General features: G+C 58.9%; 22 protein-coding genes and 1 pseudogene. 10 read left to right on the forward strand and 13 right to left on the reverse strand.

What is annotated here, in order from left to right:
• Positions 1–109: 109 nt before the first annotated feature.
• The gene (locus ACVW0B_RS00945) at positions 110–1,192 is read left to right on the forward strand and encodes an isocitrate/isopropylmalate dehydrogenase family protein (protein ID WP_457402509.1); all 1,083 of its coding nucleotides are present in this window, start codon (positions 110–112) and stop codon (positions 1,190–1,192) included.
• Positions 1,193–1,248: 56 nt separating this feature from the next.
• Here ACVW0B_RS00945 and ACVW0B_RS00950 read toward each other — a convergent pair whose 3' ends face one another.
• Positions 1,249–2,175, reverse strand: coding sequence for a D-isomer specific 2-hydroxyacid dehydrogenase family protein (locus ACVW0B_RS00950; RefSeq protein WP_457490723.1), 927 nt, complete (start codon positions 2,173–2,175; stop codon positions 1,249–1,251).
• A gap of 336 nt (positions 2,176–2,511) precedes the next feature.
• On the opposite strand from ACVW0B_RS00950, the gene ACVW0B_RS00955 reads away from it, so the two are divergent.
• From ACVW0B_RS00955 to queA, 4 genes are all read left to right on the forward strand, one after another.
• Positions 2,512–3,723 (forward strand): phosphodiester glycosidase family protein, encoded by a 1,212-nt coding sequence (locus tag ACVW0B_RS00955; RefSeq protein ID WP_414350631.1) that lies wholly within the window; start codon positions 2,512–2,514, stop codon positions 3,721–3,723.
• Positions 3,724–4,797: 1,074 nt separating this feature from the next.
• Positions 4,798–5,505: a cob(I)yrinic acid a,c-diamide adenosyltransferase gene (locus ACVW0B_RS00960; RefSeq protein ID WP_457474271.1), complete on the forward strand. Its 708-nt coding sequence runs from the start codon at positions 4,798–4,800 to the stop codon at positions 5,503–5,505.
• A gap of 123 nt (positions 5,506–5,628) precedes the next feature.
• Positions 5,629–6,210: a dCTP deaminase gene (gene dcd, locus ACVW0B_RS00965; RefSeq protein ID WP_011433274.1), complete on the forward strand. Its 582-nt coding sequence runs from the start codon at positions 5,629–5,631 to the stop codon at positions 6,208–6,210.
• A gap of 83 nt (positions 6,211–6,293) precedes the next feature.
• Entirely contained in the window at positions 6,294–7,472 is a 1,179-nt protein-coding gene (gene queA, locus ACVW0B_RS00970; protein WP_457490724.1) for a tRNA preQ1(34) S-adenosylmethionine ribosyltransferase-isomerase QueA, read from the forward strand.
• Between the two features lie 55 nt (positions 7,473–7,527).
• Here queA and ACVW0B_RS00975 read toward each other — a convergent pair.
• The 5 genes and pseudogenes from ACVW0B_RS00975 to ACVW0B_RS00995 all read right to left on the reverse strand — a co-directional run.
• Positions 7,528–7,711, reverse strand: a pseudogene (locus ACVW0B_RS00975) (hypothetical protein); the annotation flags it as partial.
• A 48-nt stretch (positions 7,712–7,759) separates the two neighbouring features.
• Positions 7,760–8,569: an HAD family hydrolase gene (locus ACVW0B_RS00980; RefSeq protein ID WP_457490725.1), complete on the reverse strand. Its 810-nt coding sequence runs from the start codon at positions 8,567–8,569 to the stop codon at positions 7,760–7,762.
• Positions 8,570–8,646: 77 nt separating this feature from the next.
• Positions 8,647–8,916, reverse strand: a complete 270-nt coding sequence (locus tag ACVW0B_RS00985) for a hypothetical protein (protein WP_414330100.1) — start codon at positions 8,914–8,916, stop codon at positions 8,647–8,649.
• 12 nt (positions 8,917–8,928) lie between these two features.
• Positions 8,929–10,209 (reverse strand): beta-ketoacyl-ACP synthase II, encoded by a 1,281-nt coding sequence (gene fabF, locus ACVW0B_RS00990; RefSeq protein ID WP_457490726.1) that lies wholly within the window; start codon positions 10,207–10,209, stop codon positions 8,929–8,931.
• Between the two features lie 45 nt (positions 10,210–10,254).
• A complete protein-coding gene (locus ACVW0B_RS00995; protein WP_041436540.1) occupies positions 10,255–10,500 on the reverse strand; it encodes an acyl carrier protein in 246 nt (81 codons plus the stop codon).
• A gap of 231 nt (positions 10,501–10,731) precedes the next feature.
• On the opposite strand from ACVW0B_RS00995, the gene rpsF reads away from it, so the two are divergent.
• From rpsF to ACVW0B_RS01015, 4 genes are all read left to right on the forward strand, one after another.
• Positions 10,732–11,022 carry a 30S ribosomal protein S6 gene (gene rpsF / locus ACVW0B_RS01000; protein ID WP_011433268.1) on the forward strand — a complete coding sequence of 97 codons (291 nt, stop codon included), beginning with the start codon at positions 10,732–10,734 and terminating at the stop codon, positions 11,020–11,022.
• Positions 11,023–11,095: 73 nt separating this feature from the next.
• On the forward strand, positions 11,096–11,494 hold the full coding sequence (locus ACVW0B_RS01005) for a single-stranded DNA-binding protein (protein ID WP_414332102.1): 399 nt from the start codon (positions 11,096–11,098) through the stop codon (positions 11,492–11,494).
• 27 nt (positions 11,495–11,521) lie between these two features.
• Positions 11,522–12,226 (forward strand): M14 family zinc carboxypeptidase, encoded by a 705-nt coding sequence (locus tag ACVW0B_RS01010; RefSeq protein WP_457490727.1) that lies wholly within the window; start codon positions 11,522–11,524, stop codon positions 12,224–12,226.
• Between the two features lie 209 nt (positions 12,227–12,435).
• Entirely contained in the window at positions 12,436–12,969 is a 534-nt protein-coding gene (locus ACVW0B_RS01015; protein ID WP_414343284.1) for a universal stress protein, read from the forward strand.
• A 4-nt stretch (positions 12,970–12,973) separates the two neighbouring features.
• Here ACVW0B_RS01015 and ACVW0B_RS01020 read toward each other — a convergent pair whose 3' ends face one another.
• The 5 genes from ACVW0B_RS01020 to purM all read right to left on the reverse strand — a co-directional run bounded on the left by ACVW0B_RS01020 (position 12,974) and on the right by purM (position 19,447).
• A complete protein-coding gene (locus tag ACVW0B_RS01020) occupies positions 12,974–14,458 on the reverse strand; it encodes a DUF4340 domain-containing protein (RefSeq protein WP_457490728.1) in 1,485 nt (494 codons plus the stop codon).
• An 18-nt stretch (positions 14,459–14,476) separates the two neighbouring features.
• On the reverse strand, positions 14,477–16,036 hold the full coding sequence (locus ACVW0B_RS01025; RefSeq protein ID WP_457490729.1) for a GldG family protein: 1,560 nt from the start codon (positions 16,034–16,036) through the stop codon (positions 14,477–14,479).
• A 49-nt stretch (positions 16,037–16,085) separates the two neighbouring features.
• Complete coding sequence (locus tag ACVW0B_RS01030; protein ID WP_011433262.1) at positions 16,086–16,871, reverse strand: ABC transporter permease; 786 nt, start codon at positions 16,869–16,871, stop codon at positions 16,086–16,088.
• A 240-nt stretch (positions 16,872–17,111) separates the two neighbouring features.
• Complete coding sequence (locus tag ACVW0B_RS01035) at positions 17,112–18,146, reverse strand: ABC transporter ATP-binding protein (RefSeq protein WP_457402528.1); 1,035 nt, start codon at positions 18,144–18,146, stop codon at positions 17,112–17,114.
• Between the two features lie 236 nt (positions 18,147–18,382).
• Positions 18,383–19,447, reverse strand: a complete 1,065-nt coding sequence (gene purM, locus ACVW0B_RS01040; protein WP_457490730.1) for a phosphoribosylformylglycinamidine cyclo-ligase — start codon at positions 19,445–19,447, stop codon at positions 18,383–18,385.
• Positions 19,448–19,591: 144 nt separating this feature from the next.
• Here purM and ACVW0B_RS01045 point away from each other — a divergent pair, with 144 nt between their 5' ends.
• Complete coding sequence (locus ACVW0B_RS01045; RefSeq protein WP_457490731.1) at positions 19,592–20,770, forward strand: septal ring lytic transglycosylase RlpA family protein; 1,179 nt, start codon at positions 19,592–19,594, stop codon at positions 20,768–20,770.
• On the opposite strand, the gene ACVW0B_RS01050 is transcribed toward ACVW0B_RS01045, so the two are convergent.
• Both ACVW0B_RS01050 and ACVW0B_RS01055 read right to left on the reverse strand, forming a co-directional pair.
• Positions 20,771–21,781: a response regulator gene (locus tag ACVW0B_RS01050; RefSeq protein WP_457490732.1), complete on the reverse strand. Its 1,011-nt coding sequence runs from the start codon at positions 21,779–21,781 to the stop codon at positions 20,771–20,773. It lies immediately after the preceding gene.
• Positions 21,778–24,846 (reverse strand): PAS domain S-box protein, encoded by a 3,069-nt coding sequence (locus ACVW0B_RS01055; RefSeq protein WP_457490733.1) that lies wholly within the window; start codon positions 24,844–24,846, stop codon positions 21,778–21,780. The genes ACVW0B_RS01050 and ACVW0B_RS01055 overlap by 4 nt, the downstream gene beginning before the upstream one ends.
• Positions 24,847–24,981 lie beyond the last annotated feature (135 nt).

Consider the following 24,981-nt stretch of genomic DNA (forward strand, 5'->3'; position numbering starts at 1 on the left):
GTTTAAGCTCAAGGGTTCCCGGTTCTCTAACCTGTCTGGTGGAGGGATCCTCTCACGCTGGCAAGGCGGAGTTTTTGCGCTGTCGTTAACACTGCGAGGAGAAGCATCTGTGGCCTATCGTGTGACTTTGATCCCTGGGGATGGCATTGGCCCGGAAGTGGCCAAGGCGATGACCACGGTCTTGGAGGCTACCGGGGTTGGGTTGGAATGGATCCCGGTAGAAGCAGGAGTGGAGGTGATTGAAAAATACGGCACCCCCTTGCCACCCCAGGTGTTGGAGTCCATTCGGGAAACCAAAGTGGCGATCAAAGGGCCGATTGGCACTCCCGTAGGTACTGGCTTTCGTTCGGTCAACGTAGCCATTCGCAAGGAGCTGGATCTCTACGCCAATCTGCGCCCGGCCAAATCCATGCTCGGTGTCAAAAGCCCTTTTCAAGACATTGACCTAGTGGTGGTGCGGGAAAATACCGAAGATCTCTATGCCGGGATCGAGTTTGAACGGGGCACGCCGGAAGCCATCCAAGCGCGGGAGGAAATGATGCGCCTTTCCGGCAAACCCATCCGCGAGGGATCCGCCATCGGCATCAAGCCCATTTCGGACTTCGGCAGCCGCCGCATTGTCAAATTTGCCTTTGAGTACGCCCGCCAGAATGGCCGCAAGAAGGTGACGGCAGTGCACAAAGCCAACATCATGAAGTTCACCGATGGCTTGTTTTTGCAGGTGGCACGGGAGGTGGCCCAGGAGTACCCCGACATCGAGTTTGAAGATCGCATCGTGGACAACATGTGCATGCAACTGATGCAAAAGCCGCAGCTCTACGATGTGCTGGTGCTCACCAACCTCTATGGGGACATCATTTCCGACTTGTGCGCGGGGATGATCGGCGGGCTGGGGGTGGCGCCGGGGGCCAACATCGGCGACGGCATTGCGGTTTTTGAGGCCATTCACGGCTCTGCTCCCAAATATGCCGGCCAAAACAAAGTCAACCCCTGCGCTCTGATCCTCTCCGGGGCGATGATGCTGCGCTACCTAGGAGAGCGGGAGGCTGCCGCAAGGGTGGAGGCGGCGGTGCAGGCGGTGATCGCCGAGGGCAAGCAGGTCACCTATGACCTGGCCACAGGGGATCCCGTCGGCACTCAGGAGATGGCAGAGGCCATTGCTGCCCGCGTGCAGGAGATGGCTCCGCAGTAGGGTTTGGCGCCAAATGTTCTGATCCCAGGCTCCTCAAAAGGGAGGGACTGGGGGCCTCAGTACCCCAAAGCCAGATCCACCACCCCCAGCAAGGGATCCCCGGCCCGGAAGCGCCGCACATTTTCTCGCACCCGCTTAGAGAGGGCTGGGACAATCATGGCATCGGTAAGAGCAGTGTGGGGGGTAATCAGGCAGTTGGGCAAGCTCCAGAGGGGATGCCCATCCGGTAGGGGCTCGGGATCCGTGACATCCAAGGCGGCCCCGCGAATGACCCCCTGCTGCAGGGCGGCCACCAAGTCGGAGGTCACGATGTGCTTGCCTCGCGCCACATTCACCAGCCAGCACTGGGATCCCATCTGCTCCAACTCAGCTTGGGCGATGATCCCCTCAGTTTCCGGCGTGAGAGCCAAGGCCAAGATCACCACGTCTGCCTCTGCCAACACCGTTTGCCGTTCCGCGAGCGTCACCACCCGTGTGGCACCCGGCAAGGGATCCGCCTTGCGACGCACCACGTCGATGGAGCACTGAAAAGGCTGCAACAGCTTGATCAACTCTTGGGCGATGCCCCCGGCCCCGAAAATGACCACACGGCTACCCCAGAGGCTGGTACCGGAGCCCTCCTGCCAAGTTTGGGCCAAGGCGCGGATCTTCAAGTCGCGCAAGCCGGCCAAGGTCAAGGCCAAGGCATGTTCTGCCACCGGTTGAGCATAGACTCCCTTGCCACAAGTCCACACATAGGCAGGATGCAAAACCCCTGCCCGAACAAAGGGTTCCACCCCTGCCCAGGGCAACTGCACCCAGCGGATCCCTTTCCCTTCCGCCAGACAGCACTTCAGGCCGGGCACATCAAAGGCATCGGCCCAGACCAAGGCTTCTGCTTCTGCCAGGGGCACAATTTCGCCACCCCCTGCCAAAACAGCCTCTTTGAGCCAGGGGCGAAGATTGTCGGGTTCGACGGCAATGCGTTTGCCTTGGATGCCCATAGGAACCGTTGGATAAGGCTTTCCCCTTGCCAGGATACTGTCGGCAGAGCGAGAGATGGCATGCACGGGCAGCCGCAAAAACCGGTGATCGAGTGTTAAGGGATCCCAAAGGGATCCTGGGCCACTTCCATAGGATCGCTAGGGTGAAAATTAGGGTTGCTGTATTGGCTCAATCCTTAAGTAGGTAGCATTCCCCAATGACCCTATCCGAACTGCTGATCTTGGTGACGCTGCTCTTTCCCGGGATCCTGTTGTCGCTCATTGTGATGGGAACCTTTGCCGCAGGGGGATAATCATCTCCCAATGACAATGGTGAAGCCCTAAAGACGTGAAGACATGTCCAAAACCAAGCTGAGCGCCTGGGTCATGGGCTGGGGGTTAGCCTGCACTGCTGCTCTCTTTTTGCCCAGCGTGGCTGCTCAAGCTCAGGTGACCCTCGGTGTGCAGCCGGTGCGGGTGGTGCAAGGGATCCCTTTGTACCAGAAGGAGGTTTGGGTTGGAGACAATCGGATCCCAGTTTCTATCGTGGTCATTTCTCTCGCAGCGGGCCAACTGCGGCCTATCTGGGCTGCACCTGCGGGGCTGGTGGGTCTGGGGGAGCTGTCTTCCTTTGGCCCCGAACAGGGAGCAGTAGCCGCCATTAACGGTGGGTTTTTCAACCGCAACACCCGTCAGCCGCTGGGGGCAATTCGTCGGGATGGCCGTTGGATCTCCAGCCCCATTTTGGGTCGTGGGGTCATCGCCTGGTCGGATGGGACGGCAGGGCAAGAAGGGGGATCCGTGCGCTTTGCCCGTTTGCGGATGCAAGCAGAGCTGCGCAATGCCATTGGGGATCAAATCCCAGTGGTGGGCATCAATACAGGCTATATCCTGCCCGGCATCTCCCAGTTCACCCCCGACTGGGGATCCACCTACACCACCCAAACGGACGACGAAATGCTCGTGATGGTGCGGGAGGATCGGGTGCAAGAGATTCTGATGGCGGGCCTGGCCGGCAGTTTGACGGTACAGATTCCCAGTGAGGGGTATGTATTGGCAGGGCGGGGGCTAGAAGGTGCCCTAGAAGCCCGCAAGCTGGTTCCCGGGGATCGCCTCAGCCTTCATCTGCGCTTGGATCCGCCCGAGCTGGAGGCCTATCCCCACATCCTAGGGGCAGGGCCGCTCTTGCTCTTGGATGGGCAGGTGGTTTTGGATGCCCGATTGGAGGCATTTCAACCCCTCTTTCGCAGGCAGCGAGCCGCCCGCAGTGCCATCGGCCAACTGGACAGCGGACATTTGCTGCTGGTGACCGCCGGCAATGCCCAGGAAAATCAAGGGCTCACCCTGCTGGAGATGGCACAGTTGATGCAGCAATTGGGCTGTCGCCATGCCCTGAACTTGGATGGGGGCAATGCTTCCACCTTGGTGCTGGGGGGAGAAGCCGTCAATTGGGAACACCGGCACCCAGAAGCCAGCCCACCCAACAGTGAGACGGATCCCAGTCCCTCCCGGCGGCGCACACCCCGAGTTCACAATGGCCTAGGGTTTTTCCCAAGCCCAAGTCGGTGACAGAAAACTTTTGTGCCGGCGGGATGGAGTCTTTTCCCTTTGATCCAGGGATCGAGGGTGGGATCCCCGGACTTTCTGGCTGATTGGATGAGGGGTCAAGTATTCTCCAGGATTGGATCTACCTTCTCAACAAAAATCTCTCCTCGCCAGAGGAAGGACTCGGCTTTGATTGCGCAATGGGATCCCGGCAATCTCAGCACCCAAAGCCCCAGAGCTTTTTCAGGTCAATTTTAAGTGGGATCCAAACTGAACGCCCAATGCTCATTTCTCATAACAGAAATAGAGATTAAATTAAGTAGAAAACATTGGCCTTGAGACCGGTAAGAAAAATGATTAAAGAGGCGATCTCTTGAAGAAGACGACCTCAGAGTATAAAAGGCACGCAATTCTTTACGCTTCTGCTAAATCAGATGCTGGTTTTCAAAAAAGTATTGTCAATAATCCATTTTTTGACGAAGATGATTGACGAATTTATATTTCTTCACTCTCGAGGTTAGAAATTAACTCCTTGGACTTTTGGTTACAATTCTCTCTACTACGAATGTTCGCTAATGTGTAGGCCTACCCGGCTCCCGACCAAATGTATAGTTATTTTAAAAATGACTATCTCTCCTGGTGGACAAGGCTTTTGGGGTAGGTTGACCCTTGCTCCTCTCTCGTGGGTGGGCTGCTGGTACTGGCATTCCTGTTTGTGAGAGTTAATCTTATTTGGAAGAAATTGATCTTTTTCTCAAATTTTTATAGAGCACCTCTATACTCAAGTGAGATAGCCCCACACACAAGCTTCTGGGCTAGGCCTGAAATTTTATTGAGATCCCCTGTCAAAGCTTTTCAGGTATTGCCTCTTGTGCCAAAAGGCTAGGATGGGCAAGGATTGTATTTTCTATTACTCTATTGGGGATGATTTGTATGCCAGCTAGAAGCAGAACCGACTCATTGACGGATACGCACAGGTGGTGTTTCATGGAATCCATAGCCGACGCTCTCCACCACTTGTAGGCCCTATAACCTAGGGCCGTGTTCTCTAGCCTGCTCGCGAGATAGAACGTGGTTTGCACTGCTTCTCCAAATCCTATGCCTTCCTCCAAGGATGCCGCTCCTGTAGCCCGCGCCAAACAGCCTGCGGCTCAAGCCAGCCCTGCTGCCGGCGAGCTTTTCCTTCAGCAGAATGGATCCCTCTCCGCCCAGTTGGTTCCCCAGGGATCCCTGCAGCTTTACACCCACCCCAGCCGGGGCATGTTTACGCCCGTCATGGCTCAGGCGATGCGCTTGGCAGGCCAGGGAACGCGGGTGCTGATCGTGCAATTTCTCAAGGGTGGGATCAATCAGGGGCCCGCAAATCGTCTCTCCCTGGGCAGATCCTTGGAGTGGGTTCGTTGTCGCCTGCACCGCTGCATCGATACACCTCACCTAGAGCCTGAGGAGCGGGTGGCATTGGATGAGCTGTGGCAATTTACCCAGGAGGCTGTCAGGAGTGGCCGCTATGACTTGGTGGTGTTGGATGAGCTGAGCTTGGCTGTGAAGTTGGGCCTGATCCCAGAAGCGGAAGTGCTGAGCTTAATCGACCAACGCCCCATCTCCATGGACATGGTGATCACCGGGCCGGAGATGCCGGATTCGTTTCTGGAGCGGGCGGACTTGATCACGCAGTTGCGCCTACGTGGCATCCCAGGCCCAGGGCTCCGCACTGCCGATGCGAATGTTGCCTGCTCTCTGGATCCCCCTCAAGTCAGCGGCACAGGTGCTATGCCTACAGCAGCCCATGTTGCTCCGCACCGCTAGCGCAAACAGTTTCCGCTCCGAAAGACCTAGGCAACACGGGTCGCGTCAGGGGGGCGGAGTCCCAATAAGACTGGAGCTTGTCCACCAGATGTGCCCTCACTCTCCAGGAAGCCGGCTGTAGCCATGTTGAAAAACGACCGCTGGATCTGTGAGCAAGCGCGGCGAGGGATGATTGAGCCCTTCTGTCCTGAGCTGGTGCGCGCTGTTGAGTCTCGGCCTGTTTTGAGTTACGGGCTGTCCTCCTATGGCTACGACATCCGCCTGTCGCCGGTGGAGTTCAAGATCTTTCGCCATGTGCCCGGCACGGTGGTGGATCCCAAGCGGTTTAACCCCAAGAATCTGGAAGCGGTGGAGCTGCACCACGACGAGATGGGGGATTACTTTATCATCCCGGCCCACTCCTATGGGTTGGGGGTGTCTTTGGAGCGGCTGCAAGTTCCGGATAACATTACCGTGATCTGCATTGGCAAATCTTCCTATGCCAGGGTGGGCCTGATTGCCAACCTGACGCCCGCTGAGGCGGGATGGCGGGGTTATCTCACCCTGGAGTTTTCCAACGCCTCCAGCGCCGACTGCCGTGTGTACGCCAACGAAGGGGTGGTCCAGCTTCTTTTTCTGGAAGGGGATCCCTGCCAAGTGACCTACGCCGACCGCGCTGGCAAGTATCAGGATCAGCCGCAGCAGGTGGTGGTGGCCAAGGTTTAGCTGCTTCCCTCAAAAGGGAGAGGGTTGGCGGGATCCGGTTGGCTATGCTGGATCCACGTAGAACCCCATCTTGATTCATCTCCATGCCTGACTCTTTTTCGCCTGCTGCCGCTCCCCCCGGTGAGGCCGAGCCTTTGGGCGATAGGGAGTCCAATCCCGATCTGCTCACAGCTTCCTACGACTACACCCTCCCTCCAGATCGGATTGCGCAAACGCCGGTGGAGCTCAGGGATCAGGCGCGGATGCTGGTGGTGTACCCGGATAGGCACGAGCATCGCCGCTTCTGCCATCTGCCTGACTACCTGCAGGAAGGGGATCTGCTGGTTCTCAACGATACCAAGGTGATCCCGGCCCGCCTGTTCGGGGCTAAGGAACCCTCTGGGGCGCGGGTCGAAGTGTTGCTGCTGGAGCCTTGCCTGGAAGGGATCCCTGCCGCCGCCCAACCTCTGCCGGATCAGGCGTGGAACTGGCGGGTTTTGGTCAGGCCGGGCAAACGGGTGAAGGTGGGGGATCGGATTGGTTTTTGGAGCAAGCAGGGATCCCCCTCTGGGCTGAGGGCCACCGTTCTGGCTTTGGATCTGGAAACCGGCGGGCGAGTGGTGCAGTTTGAGTGGGAAGGGGCGCAACCTTTTGAGGAAATCCTGGAACAGGTGGGCCGGATCCCGCTTCCTCCCTACATCAAGGCTTCCGGATCCCCGGGCTCAGGACAAGTTCGCCCTGAAGACTACCAAACCCTCTGGGCCAAACACCCCGGCTCGGTGGCTGCTCCCACGGCAGGGCTGCACTTTACCCAGGAGCTGCTGGAGCGGCTGGCCCAAAAAGGGATCCAAACGGCCTACATCACCCTGAACATCGGCCTGGGTACCTTCCGACCGGTGGAAGCGGAGCGGGTAACCGAGCATCGTCTCCACAGCGAGTGGCTCAAGGTGCCGGCAGAAACGGTGGCAGCCATCCAAAAAGCCCAAGCCCGAGGGGGGCGGGTGATCGCGGTGGGAACGACTGTGGTGCGCTCTTTGGAAACCGCGGCAGCCTCTGGCACCTTGCAGCCTTGGCAGGGGAAAAGCGATCTCTTCATCTACCCCGGCTACTCCTGGCGGGTGGTTCAGGGACTGGTCACCAATTTTCACCTGCCCCGCTCCAGCCTGATGATGCTGGTGGCTGCGCTGATTGGGCGGCAAAGGCTGCTGGATCTCTACCAAGAGGCCATCGAGCAGGGGTATCGCTTCTATTCCTTTGGGGATGGCATGCTCATCTTGCCCTAGGGCTGGGGCTGACCTGATACATTTACGCTGAACACTGCTGAACATCACTGTTCAACTATGCAGCGATAGCACTCTGTTTGTTTCCAAACAGAATGGCGGTATCCCGCAAAGCTTTGAGTAGAATACCCAAAGCGCAGTTTCCGTGTCGTCTTACTACCAATTTTCTGCTTTGCTTTGGCTACCATGTTGGCAGACTCGAAAGTAAACAGAAAGATCAACTGGTAGTAATCCGTACTGAACATATTATACATTATTTTCAGTATAGTTGAGCTTATTATTGACTAGAGTCATGCTCCCTGGGATCCCTTGAAGGAACCGGCCTCCGCTTCTGCTTCAACTGGGGTCGAAGGACGGTCTTGGCCGCCGGCAAACCAATTCTGGATGCGCTCCCATTCCACCTGGTGGTAGCCGTCCACCGCCCAATTGGCCCGCCGCTGCAGCATGTGCAGAGGAAAGAAGGTGGCCAGCGCCAGCACCGGGATCCCTGCCGAACGGGCTGCCTGAATGCCGGGGTAGGTGGCCTCAATGCTCAAGCACTCCTGGGCAGGCAATTCCATCCGCTGCAAAAGCAGGCGGTGCAAGTGTCCTGGGGAAAGCATTGGGCCTGCATCATCCCCCGTCACTCGGTAGGAGCGCACATCGGTCAACTGTATCAGGGCCGGGCAACAGGACTGGAAACGCTCCAGAAAAGCGGTCACCTCGGCTGCCGATTGGCCGCACAGCAGGCCGACCTTCAGTTGCAGCCGCTCCAGCGTCTCCAAAGTTTCCCTCAGGCCGGGAATGAGAGGCAATTCCCTCTGCCCCTGCAAAGCCTGTCGGTAGTATAGGGCCTTGCGTTTCAGCAGCTCTTCCAGTTGTTTGGGGCTGAGCACCCGCCCTTGATCCCCCCACAGAGCCGGCAGGCGCTCTCGATCCGGTCGGCCCAGGTATTGCAGCCGATAGAGCTCCCGCTGCCCAGGGGATCCAGACTTGGGCCAGCACAGGTTCCAGGGGCGCAGGTTCTCTTCCACCAGCAGTTGGTTGATGGCCTGTAGGTGCAGGCTCTCGTCATCGGCCACCACCCCACTCCAGCTCAAGATCACCCCTTGCAGCCCCATATGGGCGACATCACCCTCTGCTAACGACCGCAACCCAACTGCCGGATCCCTGCTTCAGATCACAGCAGATGGCTTGTCTATCCATTTTGAACGCGACGCTCGAACTCTTCGCGGGTGGCGTCCACCAATTGCACCGCCTCTGGATAGAGCTGAGGATGGTTTTGCTTCAGCCAACTGAGCACCCGCGCCAGTTGGGCTGCACACAGATCCAAGTCCGCTTGAAAAATAACCGCCGCTGCCATGTGCTGGGCATATTCGGGCGGGTGGCCTTGCTGCGCCAGCTCCGCCGTCAAAGCGGCCAAGGCTTGTTGACGAACTGAGGGCGACGAACTTTCGGGAGAAGACATAGGCCAAGCCTTTCAAGCGGGAGAGTAGCGGCGCAAAGCCAGCGTGACGTTGTGCCCACCAAATCCAAAGGCATTGACCAAAGCGGCCTCGACAGCCATCTGCCGCCCCTTGTGGGGGACAAAATCCAGCCCTTCGCACTCGGGATCAGGGTTGTCCAAGTTGAGGGTAGGAGGAACCCAGCCGTGGTGGATGGCCAAAGCTGTGGCCACCGTGGCAATGCCGCCCGCTCCCCCCAACAGGTGGCCGGTCATGGACTTGGTGGCGCTGATGGCCAAACGGGGGGCATGTTCGCCGAAGACCGACTTGATGGCCTGTACCTCGGCAATATCCCCTACAGGGGTGCTGGTGGCATGGGCGTTGATGTGTTGCACGTCCCCAGGTTGAAGCCCGGCATCTTTGAGGGCCAGCCGCATCGCCCGAGCTGCTCCCTCACCACCAGGGGCAGGGTTGGTCATGTGGTGGGCATCGCAGGTGAGGCCATAGCCAACCATCTCGGCATAAATTTTTGCCCCACGGGCGCGGGCATGCTCCAAGGCTTCCAGCAGCAGGATCCCGGCTCCTTCCCCCATGACAAAGCCGTCCCGATCCCGATCAAAGGGCCTACAGGCTTGCTCCGGGGCGTCGTTGCGGGTGGAAAGGGCCTTCATGGCACTGAACCCCGCCATGGACAAAGGGGTGACCGCCGCTTCCGTGCCACCGGTGATCGCCACTTGCACCTCTCCCCTCTGGATGAGCCGAAAGGCATCGCCAATGGCGTTGGAGCCAGAGGCACAGGCCGTAACTGTGCAGGAATTGGGGCCTTTGGCGCCAAAATGAATGGCCAGGTGACCCGCAGCCATGTTGGCAATCATCATGGGCACCATGAAGGGGCTACAGCGATCCGGCCCTTTCTGCAGATAGATGGTCTGCTGCTCTTCCAAGACGCGGATGCCGCCGATGCCGGTGCCCAAGATCACCCCCACTTGCTCAGCGTTGAGAGCGGTGATGCGAAAGTCAGCGTCCTCCAAGGCTTGCCGGGTGGCCGCCATCGCCAGATGCACAAAGCGGTCGGTGCGCTTGACATCCTTGCGATCCAAATAGTCGAGGGGATCAAATCCCTTCACCTCTCCGGCAATACGGCAGTCGTGGCGGGAGGCATCGAAATGGGTAATCGGCCCAATGCCGGAGCGCCCTGCCAGCAAGCTCTGCCAAAACTCGGCAGGAGAGTTGCCGATAGGGGTGACCGCACCCAGGCCCGTAATCACAACGCGGCGGGTTGGTCTGTAAGCAGTGGCGGGATCTGTGGTAGCCATCGTCCGGTGTTAGCCCGGGGGTATAGAGTCAGAACTGGGGGCAGACTAGGCAGCTTTCTTCGAGAGGATGTAGTTAACAGCGTCTTGCACGGTGGCGATCCCCTCTGCATCTTCATCGGGGATCTCCAGATCGAATTCCTCTTCAAAAGCCATGACCAGCTCCACCGTATCGAGGCTATCGGCCCCCAGGTCGTTCTGGAAATTGGCTTCCGGGGTCACTTTGTCGTCTTCCACGCCCAGTTGATCGGACACGATCTTGCGAACACGGCTGTAAACTTCGTCTGCGCTCATGCTTGGAATCCCAACTCTCGATTCAGCGTGTCTTGGCCGGGCCAACCAGCGGCCAATGAAGCAATCCCTATTGTATCGGACAATGGATCCCCTCTTGTGAGCAGCCTCACCTGCATTGGCTGCTGCGGCCAGGGTATGGGAATTGGGCGGCAGCCTTTTCGGTTGTGGGAAAGAAAAGCTAGTATAGTCCACTGCGTCTCTACCACTGGATTCTAAGGAGAACTTGCTTCCATGCCCCGCGCTTACGAAACGATGCTGATTGTGCGTCCTGATCTGTCAGATGAACCCCTCGAACAACTGCTCAGCAGTCAGGAGGCAATCCTGCGAGAGAACGGAGTAACCCACGTGGAGATTACCAATAGGGGCAAGCGCCGCTTTGCCGGGTTTGAGATGAAAAAGTTCAAGGAGGGTCTGTACATCCAGTTCAACTACGAAGCCGAACCCAATGCGGTGGCTGCCTGGGAGAAAAACCTTCGCATCAACGAGAGTGTGCTGCGCCACATGACTCTCCGCGTCGGCTAGGTTTGACGGCATCCTGGCCTGCGGGCATGATGGAAGTGCGCTGAGCTGCCCCTTATCCCTGGATGGCTCCGTTATGAACTCGATTGTGTTGATGGGCGAGGTTCTGTCTGAGCCAGAGCTGCGCTACACCCCCGATAACTTAGCTGTTGCGTCCTTGGTGATTGGCTTTCCCAGCTTGCGCCCGGATGAGCCGCCCTACCGGGTGCGCGTTTCCTCTTTTGGAGAACTGGCCAAAAGGGTGGTGGACACCTGCCATGTGGGCGACCAGATCACGGTGGAGGGCCAACTGCACATGAATGTGGTGGAGCGAGATGGGCGCAAGGAAAAGCTGGCCGAGATCACCGCGCGCCGTGTCCATCAGCTGGGATCCGCTCGCGTCCTCTCTCTGACGGGGATGGGTGAACCGGCGATTGTGGAATCCTCTGAGGGGGATGTGGTTTCCCCACCGGAGCCGGACGATCTCCCGTTCTAACGGTTGCGAGACTTGCCGGGATCCCCCATGTCTCAGGAACTTGCTGCGGGTGAACCCTTGGGATCCCTGCAGGTCATCGGCTACTCGGTGCAGGGACGTCCTATTCACCTTTGGCAGCTCACCCAAGGGAGACGCTCCTTGCTGCTGATCGGCGGAGTACACGGGGACGAGGTGGAAGGATACACTCTGATCGAGCGCTATGTGGCCTCGGGGAGATGGGGATCCTTGGCCGGGAAGGCGACCTTGTGGGCGATCCCACGCCTGAACCCGGATGGCTGTGCCTTGGGGCAACGGCTCAATGCCAACGGCGTCGATCTCAACCGCAATCTGCCCACCCAAGATTGGATCCCGGCCTCTTTGGAAGCTCGCTATCCGCCCGGAGCAGCCCCAGGCTCCGAGCCCGAAACGCAAGTGTTGTTGACGAGTTTGGCCCGGATTCAGCCCCAGTTTATCCTTTCTGCCCACTCCTGCCAGGCGCACCCCTGCGTGAACTACAACGGCCCTGCCCTTGAGCTGGCCCAGGTGATGGCTGCTCGCAACGGCTTGCCCGTCGCCGCCGACATTGGCTACCCTACCCCTGGTTCTCTGGGCACTTGGGCAGGGCAGGAACGGCGGATCCCAACCCTAACGCTGGAAATCCTGCGGGGCACTCCCCTCGATCAAGTCTGGCAAGAGCAGGCCGAGGCGCTGCAGGCGGTGTTGGAGTGGGCAGCCCAGGGCGATGCCTTCTGACCGGTGTCAAGATCTCTGAACTTTCGTTGCCAATCTGCCTAGTTCGTTCAAGATATCTGGGGTTTTCTCGCCCAAATCTTCTACAACACAGATAGGTGGGGCAGAGCAGAGGGGAGCTTGGAGTCGAGGGAAAAGGGGTCAGAGGTCAACCCCGAAGTCACGCTGCTTCTGCCTTGTGCCCCGCTGTTAGCCATCTGGAGGAAGCCAATATGTTCAGCAGGATTTTGGTGGCAGTGGATCGGTCGGAGCTGAGCCAGGGAGTATTTCAAAAGGCCGTCCAAGTGGCCAAGGCCATGCAGGCCCAGATGATGATTCTCCATGTTCTGTCTCAGGAAGAGCCGGGCGCCCCAGAGCCGCCGATGATCCTGGGGGTAGATTACAGCTCCACCATCAGCGCCGAGCTGTGGCAGTCCTACCGGGAGCAATGTGCCATCTTCGAGCAAAACCAGATGGACTACCTGCGCTCGCTGGTGGAGAAAGCGGCTGAGCACGGGATCCGCGCTGAGTACACCCTCAACTACGGCAACCCCGGTCGGGTCATCTGCGATCTGGCCCGCTCTTGGGATGCGGACTTGGTGGTGGTGGGCCGCCGCGGCCACTCCGGCCTGAGCGAGCTGTTTCTGGGCAGCGTCAGCAACTACGTGCTGCACCGCGCCCCCTGCTCGGTGTTGACGATACAAGGGGAAGCCCTGAAAAAAGCAACCCAAACCGCGGAGGAGAAGACAGCTACCTCTGCTGGCTAAGGCTCTAGGAACTCGGGGGCGAGGGGGTGGAAGGCGGTTGCGTGAGTGGGGCGGAGTCCTTGCTCTCCGGCTGGCCTTCCAAGAGGCGATTCACTTCGGTTTCCAGGCTGTTGAAGGTGCTCAGCTCGATCACGGCAATGTCCGGCTGGCGGCTGCTTTGCACATAGGCCCGCAAGCCAGAGGAGGCCAAGCTCAGGGCCAAGGGATCCTGCTCGGCGTCGGGTTTGGGCTCAAAGGTCAGCCGTAGGTCCGGATCAGACAACACCCTCTGGGCTTCCGCGTCGGCCTGTTCCACAAACTCTTTGGCGCGGGCAGCATTTAGGCTGGAGAACAGAGAGCTGAGATCCACAGGCTGGCCCGGTTGCTCCGGGTTTTCCCAGCGCAGCTCCAGGGATCCCTTCTCTGAAGGCCGAGGGGTGAGGGTGACCTTTTCCCCTTGGGATTCTAAGGTGACTTGGCCCACTTGGTTGGCGTTGAGGCGGGCAATGCGGTGATCCCGCAGCTCTTCCAAGTCAGAGCGGAGAATATCGGCGGTGCTGGTGAGCAGGGTGGCCACTGCCGGGTGCTCAGAGGTGATGACGTACACCTGGCCATCTTTCTCCGATCCCAAAGCGACGTTCAGGGTTTTGCCGCCCTCCAGCTCCACCGTCAGGCGGGCGGAAGGCTGCTCCAGGCCATAGGGGGCGAGCTCGTCTTTGGTCTCGGCGGGGAACTCCACGGCTTGCAGGCGAGACAAAGTATTGAGCAGACGATCGACGTTGAGGTCATCGGCAGGCAGCTCGCGGGGCTGGACAATCTGCCAAGTAAAGTGCTCCGCACCGCTGGCGCGAACGTCTTGCCGCTGCAGGCGAACAACTTCCGGCTCCGCCTCTGCCAACTGCACTTGCAGGGCTTTCACCTCGGCTGTATCAAACTGAAGCAAAGTCTTGTCCCGCAAAGCCAAGAGAGAGGGCAACAGGGATCCCTTCTGGACGCTGGGCAAGAGCACCACCTCCTTTCCTGCCGGTTGGGCGTAGAAGCCGGAGCCGTCGAAGTTGTCGTTGCCGATGGCTAGGCGGTAGGGATCCCCTTCTTTGGGGAAAAGGGCAATTTGGTGTCGCGGCTGATCCAGGCCAAAAGCGGCTAGGTCGGTGGCCCCCTCTAGGGTGATTTGGGGAGTGAGGCGGGAGAAGGTGTTGAGCAACTGCTCAATGGGGAAGTCCAGCGCCGCTGACTGAATGGGACTGACAATCCGCCAGCGGGATCCCTCTTCTTCCGGAGTGCGCTCCAAAAGGATTTCCAAGTGCTCCGCACCGCTGCCGCGAACGGGTTCCCCCTCTTTCTGTTGGCGGATTTCAATGCGGGCAATGGTATCGGTGGCAAAATGGAACAGCCGCGCTCGCTCCGCCTGTTGCTCCTGACGCAGTTGCCGGATGTTGTCCAAGAGGAAGTAGCCCAGCAAACAGGCCACCGCCAAACCCAGGAGAATCCAGGTGGTTCGCTTGAACATGCCTGCTTTCCTCCAGCTCTACCGTCTTTGCCACCACAGGGCAGCTCCGGAACCCAGGGCCGCCAAGGGCAAAAGGACCGTCGATCCCAGCACCAGCCAGCGGAAGTTTTGACCGGTCAGGGTGAGACGGCGATCCGTGATGGATTTGGGGCGGATGGAGATCTGCTCCGTTTGCTCAGTCAGCCAGTTGAGGGTGTTCAAGAAGAGATCCCGGTTGCCCTGCTGCCGCAAGTTGCCGTTGAGGGCAAAGTTGACATTGCCGATCACCACCAGGCGGGCCTCCTGCGGGGATCCTGTGTCGGCCTGGTCGGCGTCCAAACGGCGGGTTAAAGCAACACCCAAGGTGAGGGGGCCGGGCTTGTCCTGATCCGGATCGAACTGCAGGGGGCCACTTTCCAGGTCAGGACTGGTCTCCCCCCAGCTTTGCGGGCTGGTGCGCAGTAGGGGCGTGGCTTGGATCCCTTCGCGGGCTTCGGTTTCCACAGAGCGGGCCAGGGGGAACAGGGTCATTAGCCGCTGGGCCGCCAAGGGGGCGGTGATGGGGTGATCCCCGTAGGTAGTAACCAGGGCAACCGCCGGCCCTGTCCCCAACAGTTGGCTGACGCTGCTCACCTCAATGAGGATGTCATCCCCCAAGACCACGCCCCACTCTTCCAGCAAGGGATCCAGGCCAGCCTCCACCCGCGGCCCGATCAGCAACAGCAGCCGTCCGCCTTTCGCCAGATAATCCTGCAGTTTCTCCACCTCGCCGGGGAACAAAGCCCGCTGTGGCCCCGCCAGCACCAGGACATCCGCCTCTTCTGGGATCCCCGATTGCACCAAGTTGAGGGGCTCTACCCGATAGCCTTCCTGACCCAGGGCTGCCGCCGCCTGGGCCAGAGTTGGAGTACCTTCCCTCGCTTCCAGCCCCACTTCCCCGTGCCCTTGCACGAAATAGGCCAGCAACTCCCCTCGGTTGACCACTTTGGACAGGACGGGGGTCAGTTTGCTCTCCAGATCAGGAGCAGGGGGCTGAGGCAGTTGTTGCCGGCTTTCTCCGGCCTCCACCACCAGGGTGTTGTTCTGGGTCACCTGCAGCCGCTGAATGGTCAAGGGATCCCGATTGGGATCCACAAACTCAAACTGAAAGCGGTTGGGGTTAAGGCGGCGATAGCGCTCCAGTTGTTCCCGCAGATTGGGATCCGGCGCAGTGGTGACCACCCAAACTTTGACCGGTTGCGCCAATCCCTGCACCAATTGCCGGGTTTGGGGCGAGAGGGTAAACAGGCCCTCCTCGGTGAGATCCAGCCGCAGGTCGTAGCGCACCGCCACCACATTCACCAGCACCAGAATGACGGCCATCGCCGCCACCGCCACCAGGATGTTGGCGTTGGTCTGGGTGGAACGCAAACCGAGGAAGACCCCCACCTCCTGCCGGTGGGTGATGCCCCAAGCCACCAGCAGGGCCAAACCTGTTTCCAGCATGCTCAGGGGCACAGCCGTCCAACCGGTAAAGGCGGATCCCACCACCAGGCCAATGGCGATGACGCCAATGCCCAGGATCCCTGTCCAGTCCGATAACGCGCGCCAGTCCTTCATAATGCTCCGCACCGCTGCCGCGAACACCACACTCCTCCCATCTCTGACCTTAGCTCTGCTGCCAGCGCAGGCTTTCCACCGATTGCACCGTGGCAAACAGCCCCAGGACGATGATGCTCAAGAAAAGAATGAGGCTGCTGCTGCTGAGGATCCCTTGCACCCAGTTGCTGTATTGCTGCAGCAAAGATACGTGCCGCAGCGTCGCGGCAATCCAGTTCTCCTCCTGGCCGGCTGCCGCGTCGATCACCCAGAGCAGCAGGATCAGGCCAAAGGTGGCCACCGCCGCGATGAGGGTGCTGTCTGTCAGAGAAGAGATAAACAACCCCAAGGCCATAACGCTACCCGCCAGCAGGGTTAGGCCCACATAACCCATCAGGGTCAGGCGGTAGTCCACTGCCGGGTTGGCGCTGCTCAGCACCAGCACATGGTAGACCAGCGGCGGCAGCAGCAGCGTGATGAAAAACACCCAGACCGCCAACCATTTGCCCAGGGCCACCTCCAAGTTGGTGATGGGAGAAGTAGCCAGCAGCTCCATCGTGCCTCGCCGCCGCTCCTCGGCATAGGAACTCATGGTGAAGATGGGCAATAGAAATAAGGAGAGGGTGCCCAAGAGGTTGAGAAACTGCTGCGACAGGATGGTGGCGGCGTCGAAATTGTTCTCCTGGCCGAACTGGGCGAAAAGATCCACCTGCTGAGAAAAGCTGATCACCCGCACCAGAATATTAAAGAAGAAAAACCCCGCCAGTCCCCAAAACACCGCGGCCACCACATAGGCAATGGGGGAGGTGAAGTAGCCGCGCAGCTCTTTGCGAAAAATGGCAACCACTCCGTTCATGCCGCTTCCTGATACATTCACGCTGAACTCTCCTGAACATGGTTCAGGAAAGAAGCGATCGCATCCTGCCTATCTCTGAGCAGGAAGGCGGTATCCCGCAAAGCCCTGAGGAATACCCCCCGAGCGCTTTCCCCCTTCACTTCCCGGCAACCGTTGCGGTGGACTCAAGGATCAGGGGGAAACTTGGTCTACTATATCCCTCTCAATGACTTTTGCCAAACCGCCTAAAGCTCAGTAAATTCAGCAAAGTTCAGGGTTTTGGGGGTTAGAGGCATGCTCCAATGCGCCCTCAGATCCCTCTTGCGTAGTGAGCTGCAGGAAAATCTCTTCCAAAGAAGCCTGCGGGCGGCCTATCTCGTAGAGGTCGATCCCTGCCTGCACCAGCACCCTGGCCACCTCCGGGATCCAGCCGTCCGCGGCAGCGTTGCTCTTGAGCTGCACCTGCCAGCGGGAGGGATCCGCCGCCAAGGGCTGTAGGCTCACCACCTCCACTTGGGGCAAAGGCTGCAGGGCCGTCCGGATGGCCATTGCCTCGGTTGCCCCCACCACCAGCTTTGCCTGCTGCCGATCCTGGAGCTGGGCTGTCAGCTCGGCAGGCGTGCCAATGGCCGCCACCTGGCCGCGGTTGATGATCACCACTCGGTCGCAGGTCATGCTCACCTCGGGCAGGATGTGGGTGGAGAGGATGATGGTGTGCTCCCCCGCCAGGCTCTTGATGAGCTTGCGCACCTCGATAATCTGCTTGGGATCCAGCCCAATGGTGGGCTCATCCAGGATGATCACCGGCGGGTCGTGAACCAGAGCTTGGGCGATGCCCACCCGCTGCTTAAACCCCTTGGAGAGCTTGCGGATGAGGGTGTGGCGCTTTTCTTCCAGGCTGCACCGCCGGATCGCCTCGTCCACCCGCCTGGGCCGATCGCCAGCGCTGACCCGCTTGATCTGGGCCACAAAGTGCAGGTACGCCTCCACCGTCATGTCGGGGTAGAGGGGTGGGTTTTCCGGCAGATAGCCAATGCGCTGCCGCACCGCCATCGAGTTTTCGTGAACATCAAACCCGGCCACCCGCGCCGTCCCCTCGCTGGCAGGCAGATACCCCGCCAAAATGCGCATGGAAGTGGTCTTGCCAGCCCCATTCGGCCCCAAAAAACCCATGATCTCGCCGGCGTTCACCTGGAAGGAAACATCGCGGATGGCAGTGAAGCTGCCGTAGGTTTTGCTCAGATGCTCAACTTCGATGGCACCCGCGGTTGCACGAGCAGTGGGTAAACCTGTCATCAGCAACTCCTAACCTAGAGGGTCAGCGGTGGTTGGCAAACGGCCCAAGTCTGTGCAGGCTAAGGCTGAGTTGCCCATATTCCAAGTAAAGACGAATGCTAGGAAGAGATTACAGGCTCGGGCAAGAACACGGGCAACCGTGCTGAGGCCACATGCCAACTTAGCATAGCGACGGCGAGGATGAGTCGAGGGAACTGGGATCCCTTTCCCCCTTTTGGTGGGGATCCATCGGTTGGCTAGTCGGCAGGGCTTGTGAGGGATCCCCACTGTTCCAGCCCCAGAACCCGGCTCTCCCCTGGATTGGCTGCCACCACCTCCCCAATGGGGAAGGCTTCGGGGAGCAGGGATCTCACCTGATTTTCCGCCTCAGGGGGGATCACCAGCACATAGCCCACCCCTAGGTTGAAGGTGCGGAACATCTCCAAGGTCTCCACCTGGCCCTGCTCTTGGAGCCAGAGAAACTCCTGTGGGATGGGCCAGCTATGGGGCTGCAGCCGCGCCGCCTGGTTGGGGGCCAAACAGCGGGGCAAGTTTTCCGGGATCCCGCCGCCAGTGATGTGGGCCATGCCGTGGATGGCGATCCCTGCTGCCTGCAGCCGCTGCACCGCCTGCACGTAGATGCGGGTGGGGGTGAGGAATACTTCCGCCAAAGGCCGATCCCAGCCGGGAGGCCGGTGATCCCAGCGCCAACCCCGGTCGGCCACAATCCGCCGCACCAAGCTGTAGCCGTTGCTGTGTAGGCCGCTGCTGGGCAAAGCCAACAACCGATCCCCAAGCTGTACCCGCGACCCATCCAGAATGGCCGCCTTCTCCACAATTCCCACACAAAACCCGGCCAGGTCGTACTTCCCAGGGGGATAAAACCCCGGCATCTCCGCCGTTTCCCCGCCCAGCAGTTGGCAGCCCGCTTCCTGGCAGCCCGCCAAGATGCCGTCGATCACCTGCCACAGGGCTTCTGGCTCCAGCTTGCCAGTGGCCACATAGTCCAAGAAAAACAGCGGCCGGGCCCCCACCGTCAGCACATCGTTGGCACACATCGCCACCAGATCGACGCCCACCCCCCGGTGCTGACCCCACTGCTGGGCAATGTCCAGCTTTGTCCCCACCCCATCGGTGCCCGCCACCAACACCGGCGCTTGATACCCTGTCGGCAGCTCAAACAGTCCGGCAAAGCCGCCGATGCCACCCAAGGTTTCTGAAGAACCTGAAGACGGAACTTGAATCCGTTCAACGCGCTCGCGGATCCCCCTGACAAAGGCGTGGCCCAGATCGATGTCAACCCCTGCTGAGCGGTAGTCCAAAATGCCGAAACCCCTTATGCTATCAAGACTTGAGCTCCTGTGTCCGACCGTACAAACTGGTCAACTCAGAAACCTATGGTACATTAACTTCTGTTTTAACCGTCGCCTTGGAAGTTGTACAGGATTGGAGAGGAGCGCGGCCTCATGCGAAATTGGAAACAGCTTGGACAGGGACTGGATCCCGCCCGCAAAATGGGCTTGGTCAGTTGTCTCTGTGTCACGGCTTTGGGCTTGCCGGCAGGCATGTTGGGCGGCTTGACTTCGCGAGCACAAGCCTCGACGCGAACCGGATCCCCCAACACCCGAGCAGCGGAGCTGTCATCTGACTCCCAATTGCCCTCCCCGGCCACCGACCTCGTTCCCCCTTCCCAACCCGCCACTGCTGCCGCAGCCCCAGTCAGAACGCTGCCGAGAACCCCCCAAACCCCTATCTCCGGCCACGAGGGTCTTGCCCCTGCCAAACTGGGTACCCTGAACTTGGATCATCCCTTGAACCGATCTCGCCAGGCGATCCTGCCCCGTCGAGCAGAAGAACCCATTCTCAAGATCGGCGAACAACAGCAGCACACCAACCAGCCCATCTCCACCCTCTACGACTATCAGATGGACGGGCAACAGGTGGTTACTGTCTATGTGCGGGATCTGCCCATTGTCAGTTTTGTCGAGCACCCTGGGCTAGAACCACCGCTGATGCGGGCCAGCGCCCTTGTGGCCCAGCTCAACCAAATGGCCCAGGGATCCCTGAAAGACACCACCATCACCTTAGGTTGGGCAGATCTGGAATTGGCCGAACAAGGCCTGGGTGTTCCTCTCTACACCATTCAGGTCAACAACAAGGAATTGCTGCGCATCGACGATGGAGTGCTGTTGATCGACAACCAGCGCCCGGTGGATGTGGCTGTTTTGGCCGCCAACCGTCTCCGCCGTCTGCTGCTCGATGCCCCGCCCATTGCAGCTCCGGCCCTGCCTCAACCGGCTGCTCTGACCGCCAAAGCCACCATGGCAGGCCCCAAGCCGAAAACAGCCCCTCAGCAGGAACCCACCCCCGTCCGTGTGGTTGGGCCTGTGCAAGAGGGCATTGCTTCTTGGTATGACCTGCACCCAACCCGCCATGAGATGACGGCTGCCCACCCCACCCTGCCCTTTGGCACCGAGGTACGGGTGACCAACCTGAAAAATGGCCGCCAGGCCGTGGTGCGCATCAACGATCGCGGCCCTTTTATTCCCGGTCGGATCATCGACCTTTCCCTGCGGGCGGCAGAGGTGTTGGGGATGGTGCGCTCAGGGCTGGCGCCTGTGCGGGTGGAAGTGGTGCAACGCTAGCTAGGGCACGGGTGAAAAGCGCTTGGAATCGGGGGAATAGCGCCAAGAAATGCCCTCGGGATCCCGGCTGCGGCTCCACTCCGGAAACCCGGTTTTGAATTTCCAATAGGTAATGGCGGAAACCACCACCCCCAACCGTTCCGCCAACTGAGTCTGGTTGAGGGGGCGCAGCGGTGCCCGTGGCGCCGTAACGGCGGTGGGGCTGGGTGTGGGGGCAGAGCCTGCCGACCCTTGGGGGGCCGTGGCTGCAGGGGTGGGCGCTTCCTCCTCCAACCGGTGACTACGGCTGGGCTCCTGGGGACGCAGCAGGCTGAACTGGCTCAACAGGCCAACATTTTCCAGGTTTAAAAGATTTTCCAGGTTAGAGGTTTGGTGGATCAGCTCCAGCTCACGGCGAAGCTCATCCTCCAGCACCTGCAGATAGTGCTCCCGCTTCTGCTCCGACTCGGCATCCTTGAGCAGACCCAAGGCAAAGCTGAGGTTCGAGAGGGGCTCGCTCAGATCCTGCAAGAATTTCTTGAACAGAGTGCCCTTCACCTCCGAGAACTGCTGCAGCTGCTGCAGTTTTTGCCGCAGCTCTTCGATTCTTTTTTCTTCCAGCTTGCGGTTCTCGAGGCTCTGGCGGTGGTTGTGCAGGGCAATTTCAATGGTGGTGTAGAGTTCCCGCTCTTTGAAAGGCTTGATGATGTAGCCGAAGGGCCGGGTCTCCTTGACGCGGGAGAGGGTGTCTTCGTCGGCGTAGGCCGTCAGATGCACCACCGGAATGTTGAAGCGCTCGGTAATCCGCTTGGCGGCTTCTATACCATCGATATCGCCTTTTAAGACGATATCCATCAAGACTAAGTCCACCGGCATCTCTTCCAGCCTTCGGATCGCTTCTTCCCCGGAAGAAGCAATGGCGGGCACAGCGTAGCCGAATTTTTTCAGAACGTTGGCAATGTCCTTGGCGATGATCTTCTCGTCTTCGACGACCAGGATACTGCCTTTGACAAGGGGTGGAACTCTCTTCAAGGCTCGCTCCTCGGAAAGGTAATGATGAAGGTGGTACCCGGTTTGCTCCTCAATTGTATCTTGCCCTGTAGCTGATCGGTGAGGGTTGCAACCAGTTGTAAACCCAGAGATTGAGTTTCCTTGAAGTCAAAGTTCGGGGGCAAGCCAACGCCATTGTCGGAGACTCGCAACTGAGTATATTTGCGGGTTTGGCTGAAACAAACCTCTATCTCTCCACTGCGGCCCTTCGGGAAAGCATACTTGAGGCTGTTGGTCACCAACTCGTTGATGATCAGGCCACACAAGACCGCATCGTCCAGGTTGAGGCGGATCCCTTCGGCGCGGATGTTGGCGCGAATGCTCTCGGGGTTTACCCCGTAAGAGTGAAAGAGGTTGGAGATCAAATTGTGTAGGTACTGCTTGAGATCCACAGCGGCCAGATTGTTGGATTGGTACAAACCTTCGTGGATCAAAGACATGGCTTGAATACGGCTGCCGGCATCCTTAAAAACGCGGGCGTACTTGCGGCTTTTGATTTGGTCAGCTTGGAGCCGCAGCAGGCTGGAGATGATTTGCAGGTTGTTTTTGACGCGGTGGTGAATCTCCCGCAGCAGGACTTCTTTTTCCTGAAGGGCAGCTTGGATCTGCAGCTTTGCCCGTTTTTCTTCGGTAATGTCTTCGCAAATGCCGATGATGAAGAGGTTTTTGCCCTCGGGATCCCGGACTGCAGAGACCGCCAGGCGGCACCAAACCACCTTTCCGCTGCGGTGGATGTAGCGTTTTTCCAGGTGGTAGCGATCCCGTTGGCCGTTCAAAACCTCCTGGAAGAGTTGCCAATCTTCCTGAATGTCCTCGGGATGGGTGAGGTCGCAGAAGCTCATGTGGGTCAGTTCGGCAGCGCTATAGCCCAAGATCTCTTCCAGAGCGGGGTTCACTTTTAGGTAATGGCCCCGATGATCGACGATGGAAATGCCCAGGGCTGACTGCTGGAAGATGCCCCGTAAACTCAGCTCACTTTGGCGAAGGGCTGCCTCGGCTTGCTTGCGCTCGGTAATGTCCAAAATCTGGCTTAGAAAGTAGCTGGGATCCCCTTGGGCCGTGCGCACCAGGGTGATGCGAAGAATGGCATAGACTATTTGGCCGTTCTTGTGGATGTAGCGTTGTTCCTGTTCGCACTGATGCACCTGGCCGGCCAGCAGGCGGTTGCTGTTTTCCAGAGTGGTGGCGATGTCGTCGGGATGGGTGATGTCGAGGACGGTTTTCCCTTTGAGATCCTCCAGGGTGTAGCCCAGGGTTTCGGTAAAAGCGGCGTTGATTTGCAAATAGGTGCCATCCACGTGGGTCATGGCCTTGGCAATGGGGGCCCATTCAAAGGATTGGCGGAAGCGTTCTTCACTTTCTTTGAGGGCAATTTCTGCCTCCACGCGGGCGCTGATGTCGATCACCTGGTTGAGAAACTGGGTGGGCTGTCCTTCCTCGTCGGTGAGCAGGGTGGCCTGAAACAGCACATGAACAACCTGGCCGGAACGGTGGGTGTAGCGAATCTGGCGCTGGCTGACAGAGACCTTCCCTGCCAGCAAAGCCTCATTGGCCCCCAGCAGTGGGTTGACATCTTCGGGGTGGAGAATGTCCAGTTGTTGCCGATGTTTCAATTCTTCGGGGGTGTAGCCGACAATCTGGGCAAAGGCATCGTTGACCTGGATAAATCGCCCCTGCAAGTCCACAAGGGCAATTCCATTGGGGGCCAGCTCAAAAATCTGCCGAAAATGGTTGGCGCTTTGTTGCCAGGCTTGCTCTATCCGACGCCGTTCGGCTTCCAGTTGCTTGGACTCAGTGATGTCTTCGACGATCCCTGCCACCCGATAGATTTTGCCCTCTTTGTCGGCGATGGGAAAAGTGCGTTCCCGCAGCCAAATCAGGCGGCCATCAGTGTGATAAATGCGGAAGACAACATCGGTGGATTTGCCCTCCGATTGGGCTTTGAGGATGGTGGGGAACAACCAGCGGTCGTCGGGGTGGATCTGGCGCATCCAGGCTTGGGGGTTGGCGTAGGCCTCTTCGGCGGAGCGGCCCCAAATGGCTTCACAGGCTGGGCTGACGTAGATCAGCTCTTTGCTGTAGAGTGTTGTGATCCAAAACAGTTGTTGCGTATTCTCTACCAGTTGCAGAAAACGATGCTCGCTCTCTCGGCGGGCTTCTTCCAATTGTTGTTGTCGTTCTTTCAGTTGACGGGATGCTGTGATGTCGGTAACAAATCCTTCAAAATAGAGGGGATCCCCTTGGTCGTTGTAGATGGTACGGGCATTTAAAGAAATCCAAATTAGCCTGCCATCTTTGCAGCAGACTTGGTGTTCAAAATTCACAACTTGACCTTCTCTCAGCATGCGCTGGATGAATTCGGCTCGTTGCTCCGGATCGCTATAGATTTGGGTGCCAATATCGGAGACGTTGTGCATCAAATCCTCAGGGGATTCGTAGCCGAAAATATGGGCCAAGGCCGGGTTGGCAACCAGATATTTGCCCTCTAGGGTGGTTTGAAAAATGCCTTCGACGGCGTTCTCGAAGATCTGCTGGTAGCGGGCAGCAGTGCTGCGGCTGTCCTGCAGTTGGGATTGGAGCTGCTCGAGGGTTTGCCGATGCTCCTGGGCTTGGAGAAGAATGTGCTTCAGGCTGAGGGCAACGAGGTCAATCTGTTCCCGTTCAAAGGAACTCAGTTGGCGAGGATGGCAGTCAAGCAGGTGCAGATCGGCCAACCGGATCCCCTGCTCAGTCTGCAAGAGGAAGGATTCATGAAAAGGCCATTGCTCAGCCCCAGGACTGGCATTGAGGTTGAAGGGTTCGCCGGCTGGGATCCTTTGCGGATCCCGGTAGAGGATCCCTTTTGAAGACGAGTGGGGATCCGATCCCGGCTGGGCCAGTTCTAGATAGACCAAGGGCACTTTCAGCAGTTGACCCAGTAATTGCAACAGCGGGTACAGCGCTGTACCCAGTTCGGTTTGAAGGGACTGCCCTTCCCTGGGAGCAGTCCGCGGGAAAGCAAAACCGTGCACAACGGATCTTGGCGAGCGAGAAATGGGAGGTGACATGGGAAAACCTGGCCGAGGAGCTGGCTCAACCCAGTCCATCACGACAGATCGGGGGTGCCTGGTTGGGCTGATCTCCACAGGGAAAAGGAGCAGGCGCACCCATTCTGCACCCACTCTACTCTAGCGATACTCTGG

It is taken from the genome of Thermostichus sp. MS-CIW-23 (genome assembly GCF_054059455.1).

Excerpts from the sequence above, each read along its gene's own strand:
- ACVW0B_RS01030 (WP_011433262.1), bottom strand. The coding sequence starts at position 16,871 with ATGAACGGAGTGGTTGCCATTTTTCGCAAAGAGCTGCGCGGCTACTTC.
- ACVW0B_RS01010 (WP_457490727.1), top strand. The coding sequence starts at position 11,522 with ATGTCTCAGGAACTTGCTGCGGGTGAACCCTTGGGATCCCTGCAGGTC.
- ACVW0B_RS01025 (WP_457490729.1), bottom strand. The coding sequence starts at position 16,036 with ATGAAGGACTGGCGCGCGTTATCGGACTGGACAGGGATCCTGGGCATT.
- ACVW0B_RS00960 (WP_457474271.1), top strand. The coding sequence starts at position 4,798 with ATGCCTTCCTCCAAGGATGCCGCTCCTGTAGCCCGCGCCAAACAGCCT.
- dcd (WP_011433274.1), top strand. The coding sequence starts at position 5,629 with ATGTTGAAAAACGACCGCTGGATCTGTGAGCAAGCGCGGCGAGGGATG.
- ACVW0B_RS00985 (WP_414330100.1), bottom strand. The coding sequence starts at position 8,916 with ATGTCTTCTCCCGAAAGTTCGTCGCCCTCAGTTCGTCAACAAGCCTTG.
- ACVW0B_RS01055 (WP_457490733.1), bottom strand. The coding sequence starts at position 24,846 with ATGTCACCTCCCATTTCTCGCTCGCCAAGATCCGTTGTGCACGGTTTT.
- rpsF (WP_011433268.1), top strand. The coding sequence starts at position 10,732 with ATGCCCCGCGCTTACGAAACGATGCTGATTGTGCGTCCTGATCTGTCA.
- fabF (WP_457490726.1), bottom strand. The coding sequence starts at position 10,209 with ATGGCTACCACAGATCCCGCCACTGCTTACAGACCAACCCGCCGCGTT.
- ACVW0B_RS01020 (WP_457490728.1), bottom strand. The coding sequence starts at position 14,458 with ATGTTCAAGCGAACCACCTGGATTCTCCTGGGTTTGGCGGTGGCCTGT.
- ACVW0B_RS00955 (WP_414350631.1), top strand. The coding sequence starts at position 2,512 with ATGTCCAAAACCAAGCTGAGCGCCTGGGTCATGGGCTGGGGGTTAGCC.
- ACVW0B_RS01035 (WP_457402528.1), bottom strand. The coding sequence starts at position 18,146 with ATGACAGGTTTACCCACTGCTCGTGCAACCGCGGGTGCCATCGAAGTT.
- ACVW0B_RS00995 (WP_041436540.1), bottom strand. The coding sequence starts at position 10,500 with ATGAGCGCAGACGAAGTTTACAGCCGTGTTCGCAAGATCGTGTCCGAT.
- ACVW0B_RS00950 (WP_457490723.1), bottom strand. The coding sequence starts at position 2,175 with ATGGGCATCCAAGGCAAACGCATTGCCGTCGAACCCGACAATCTTCGC.
- ACVW0B_RS01045 (WP_457490731.1), top strand. The coding sequence starts at position 19,592 with ATGCGAAATTGGAAACAGCTTGGACAGGGACTGGATCCCGCCCGCAAA.
- ACVW0B_RS00980 (WP_457490725.1), bottom strand. The coding sequence starts at position 8,569 with ATGGGGCTGCAAGGGGTGATCTTGAGCTGGAGTGGGGTGGTGGCCGAT.
- queA (WP_457490724.1), top strand. The coding sequence starts at position 6,294 with ATGCCTGACTCTTTTTCGCCTGCTGCCGCTCCCCCCGGTGAGGCCGAG.
- ACVW0B_RS01015 (WP_414343284.1), top strand. The coding sequence starts at position 12,436 with ATGTTCAGCAGGATTTTGGTGGCAGTGGATCGGTCGGAGCTGAGCCAG.
- ACVW0B_RS01005 (WP_414332102.1), top strand. The coding sequence starts at position 11,096 with ATGAACTCGATTGTGTTGATGGGCGAGGTTCTGTCTGAGCCAGAGCTG.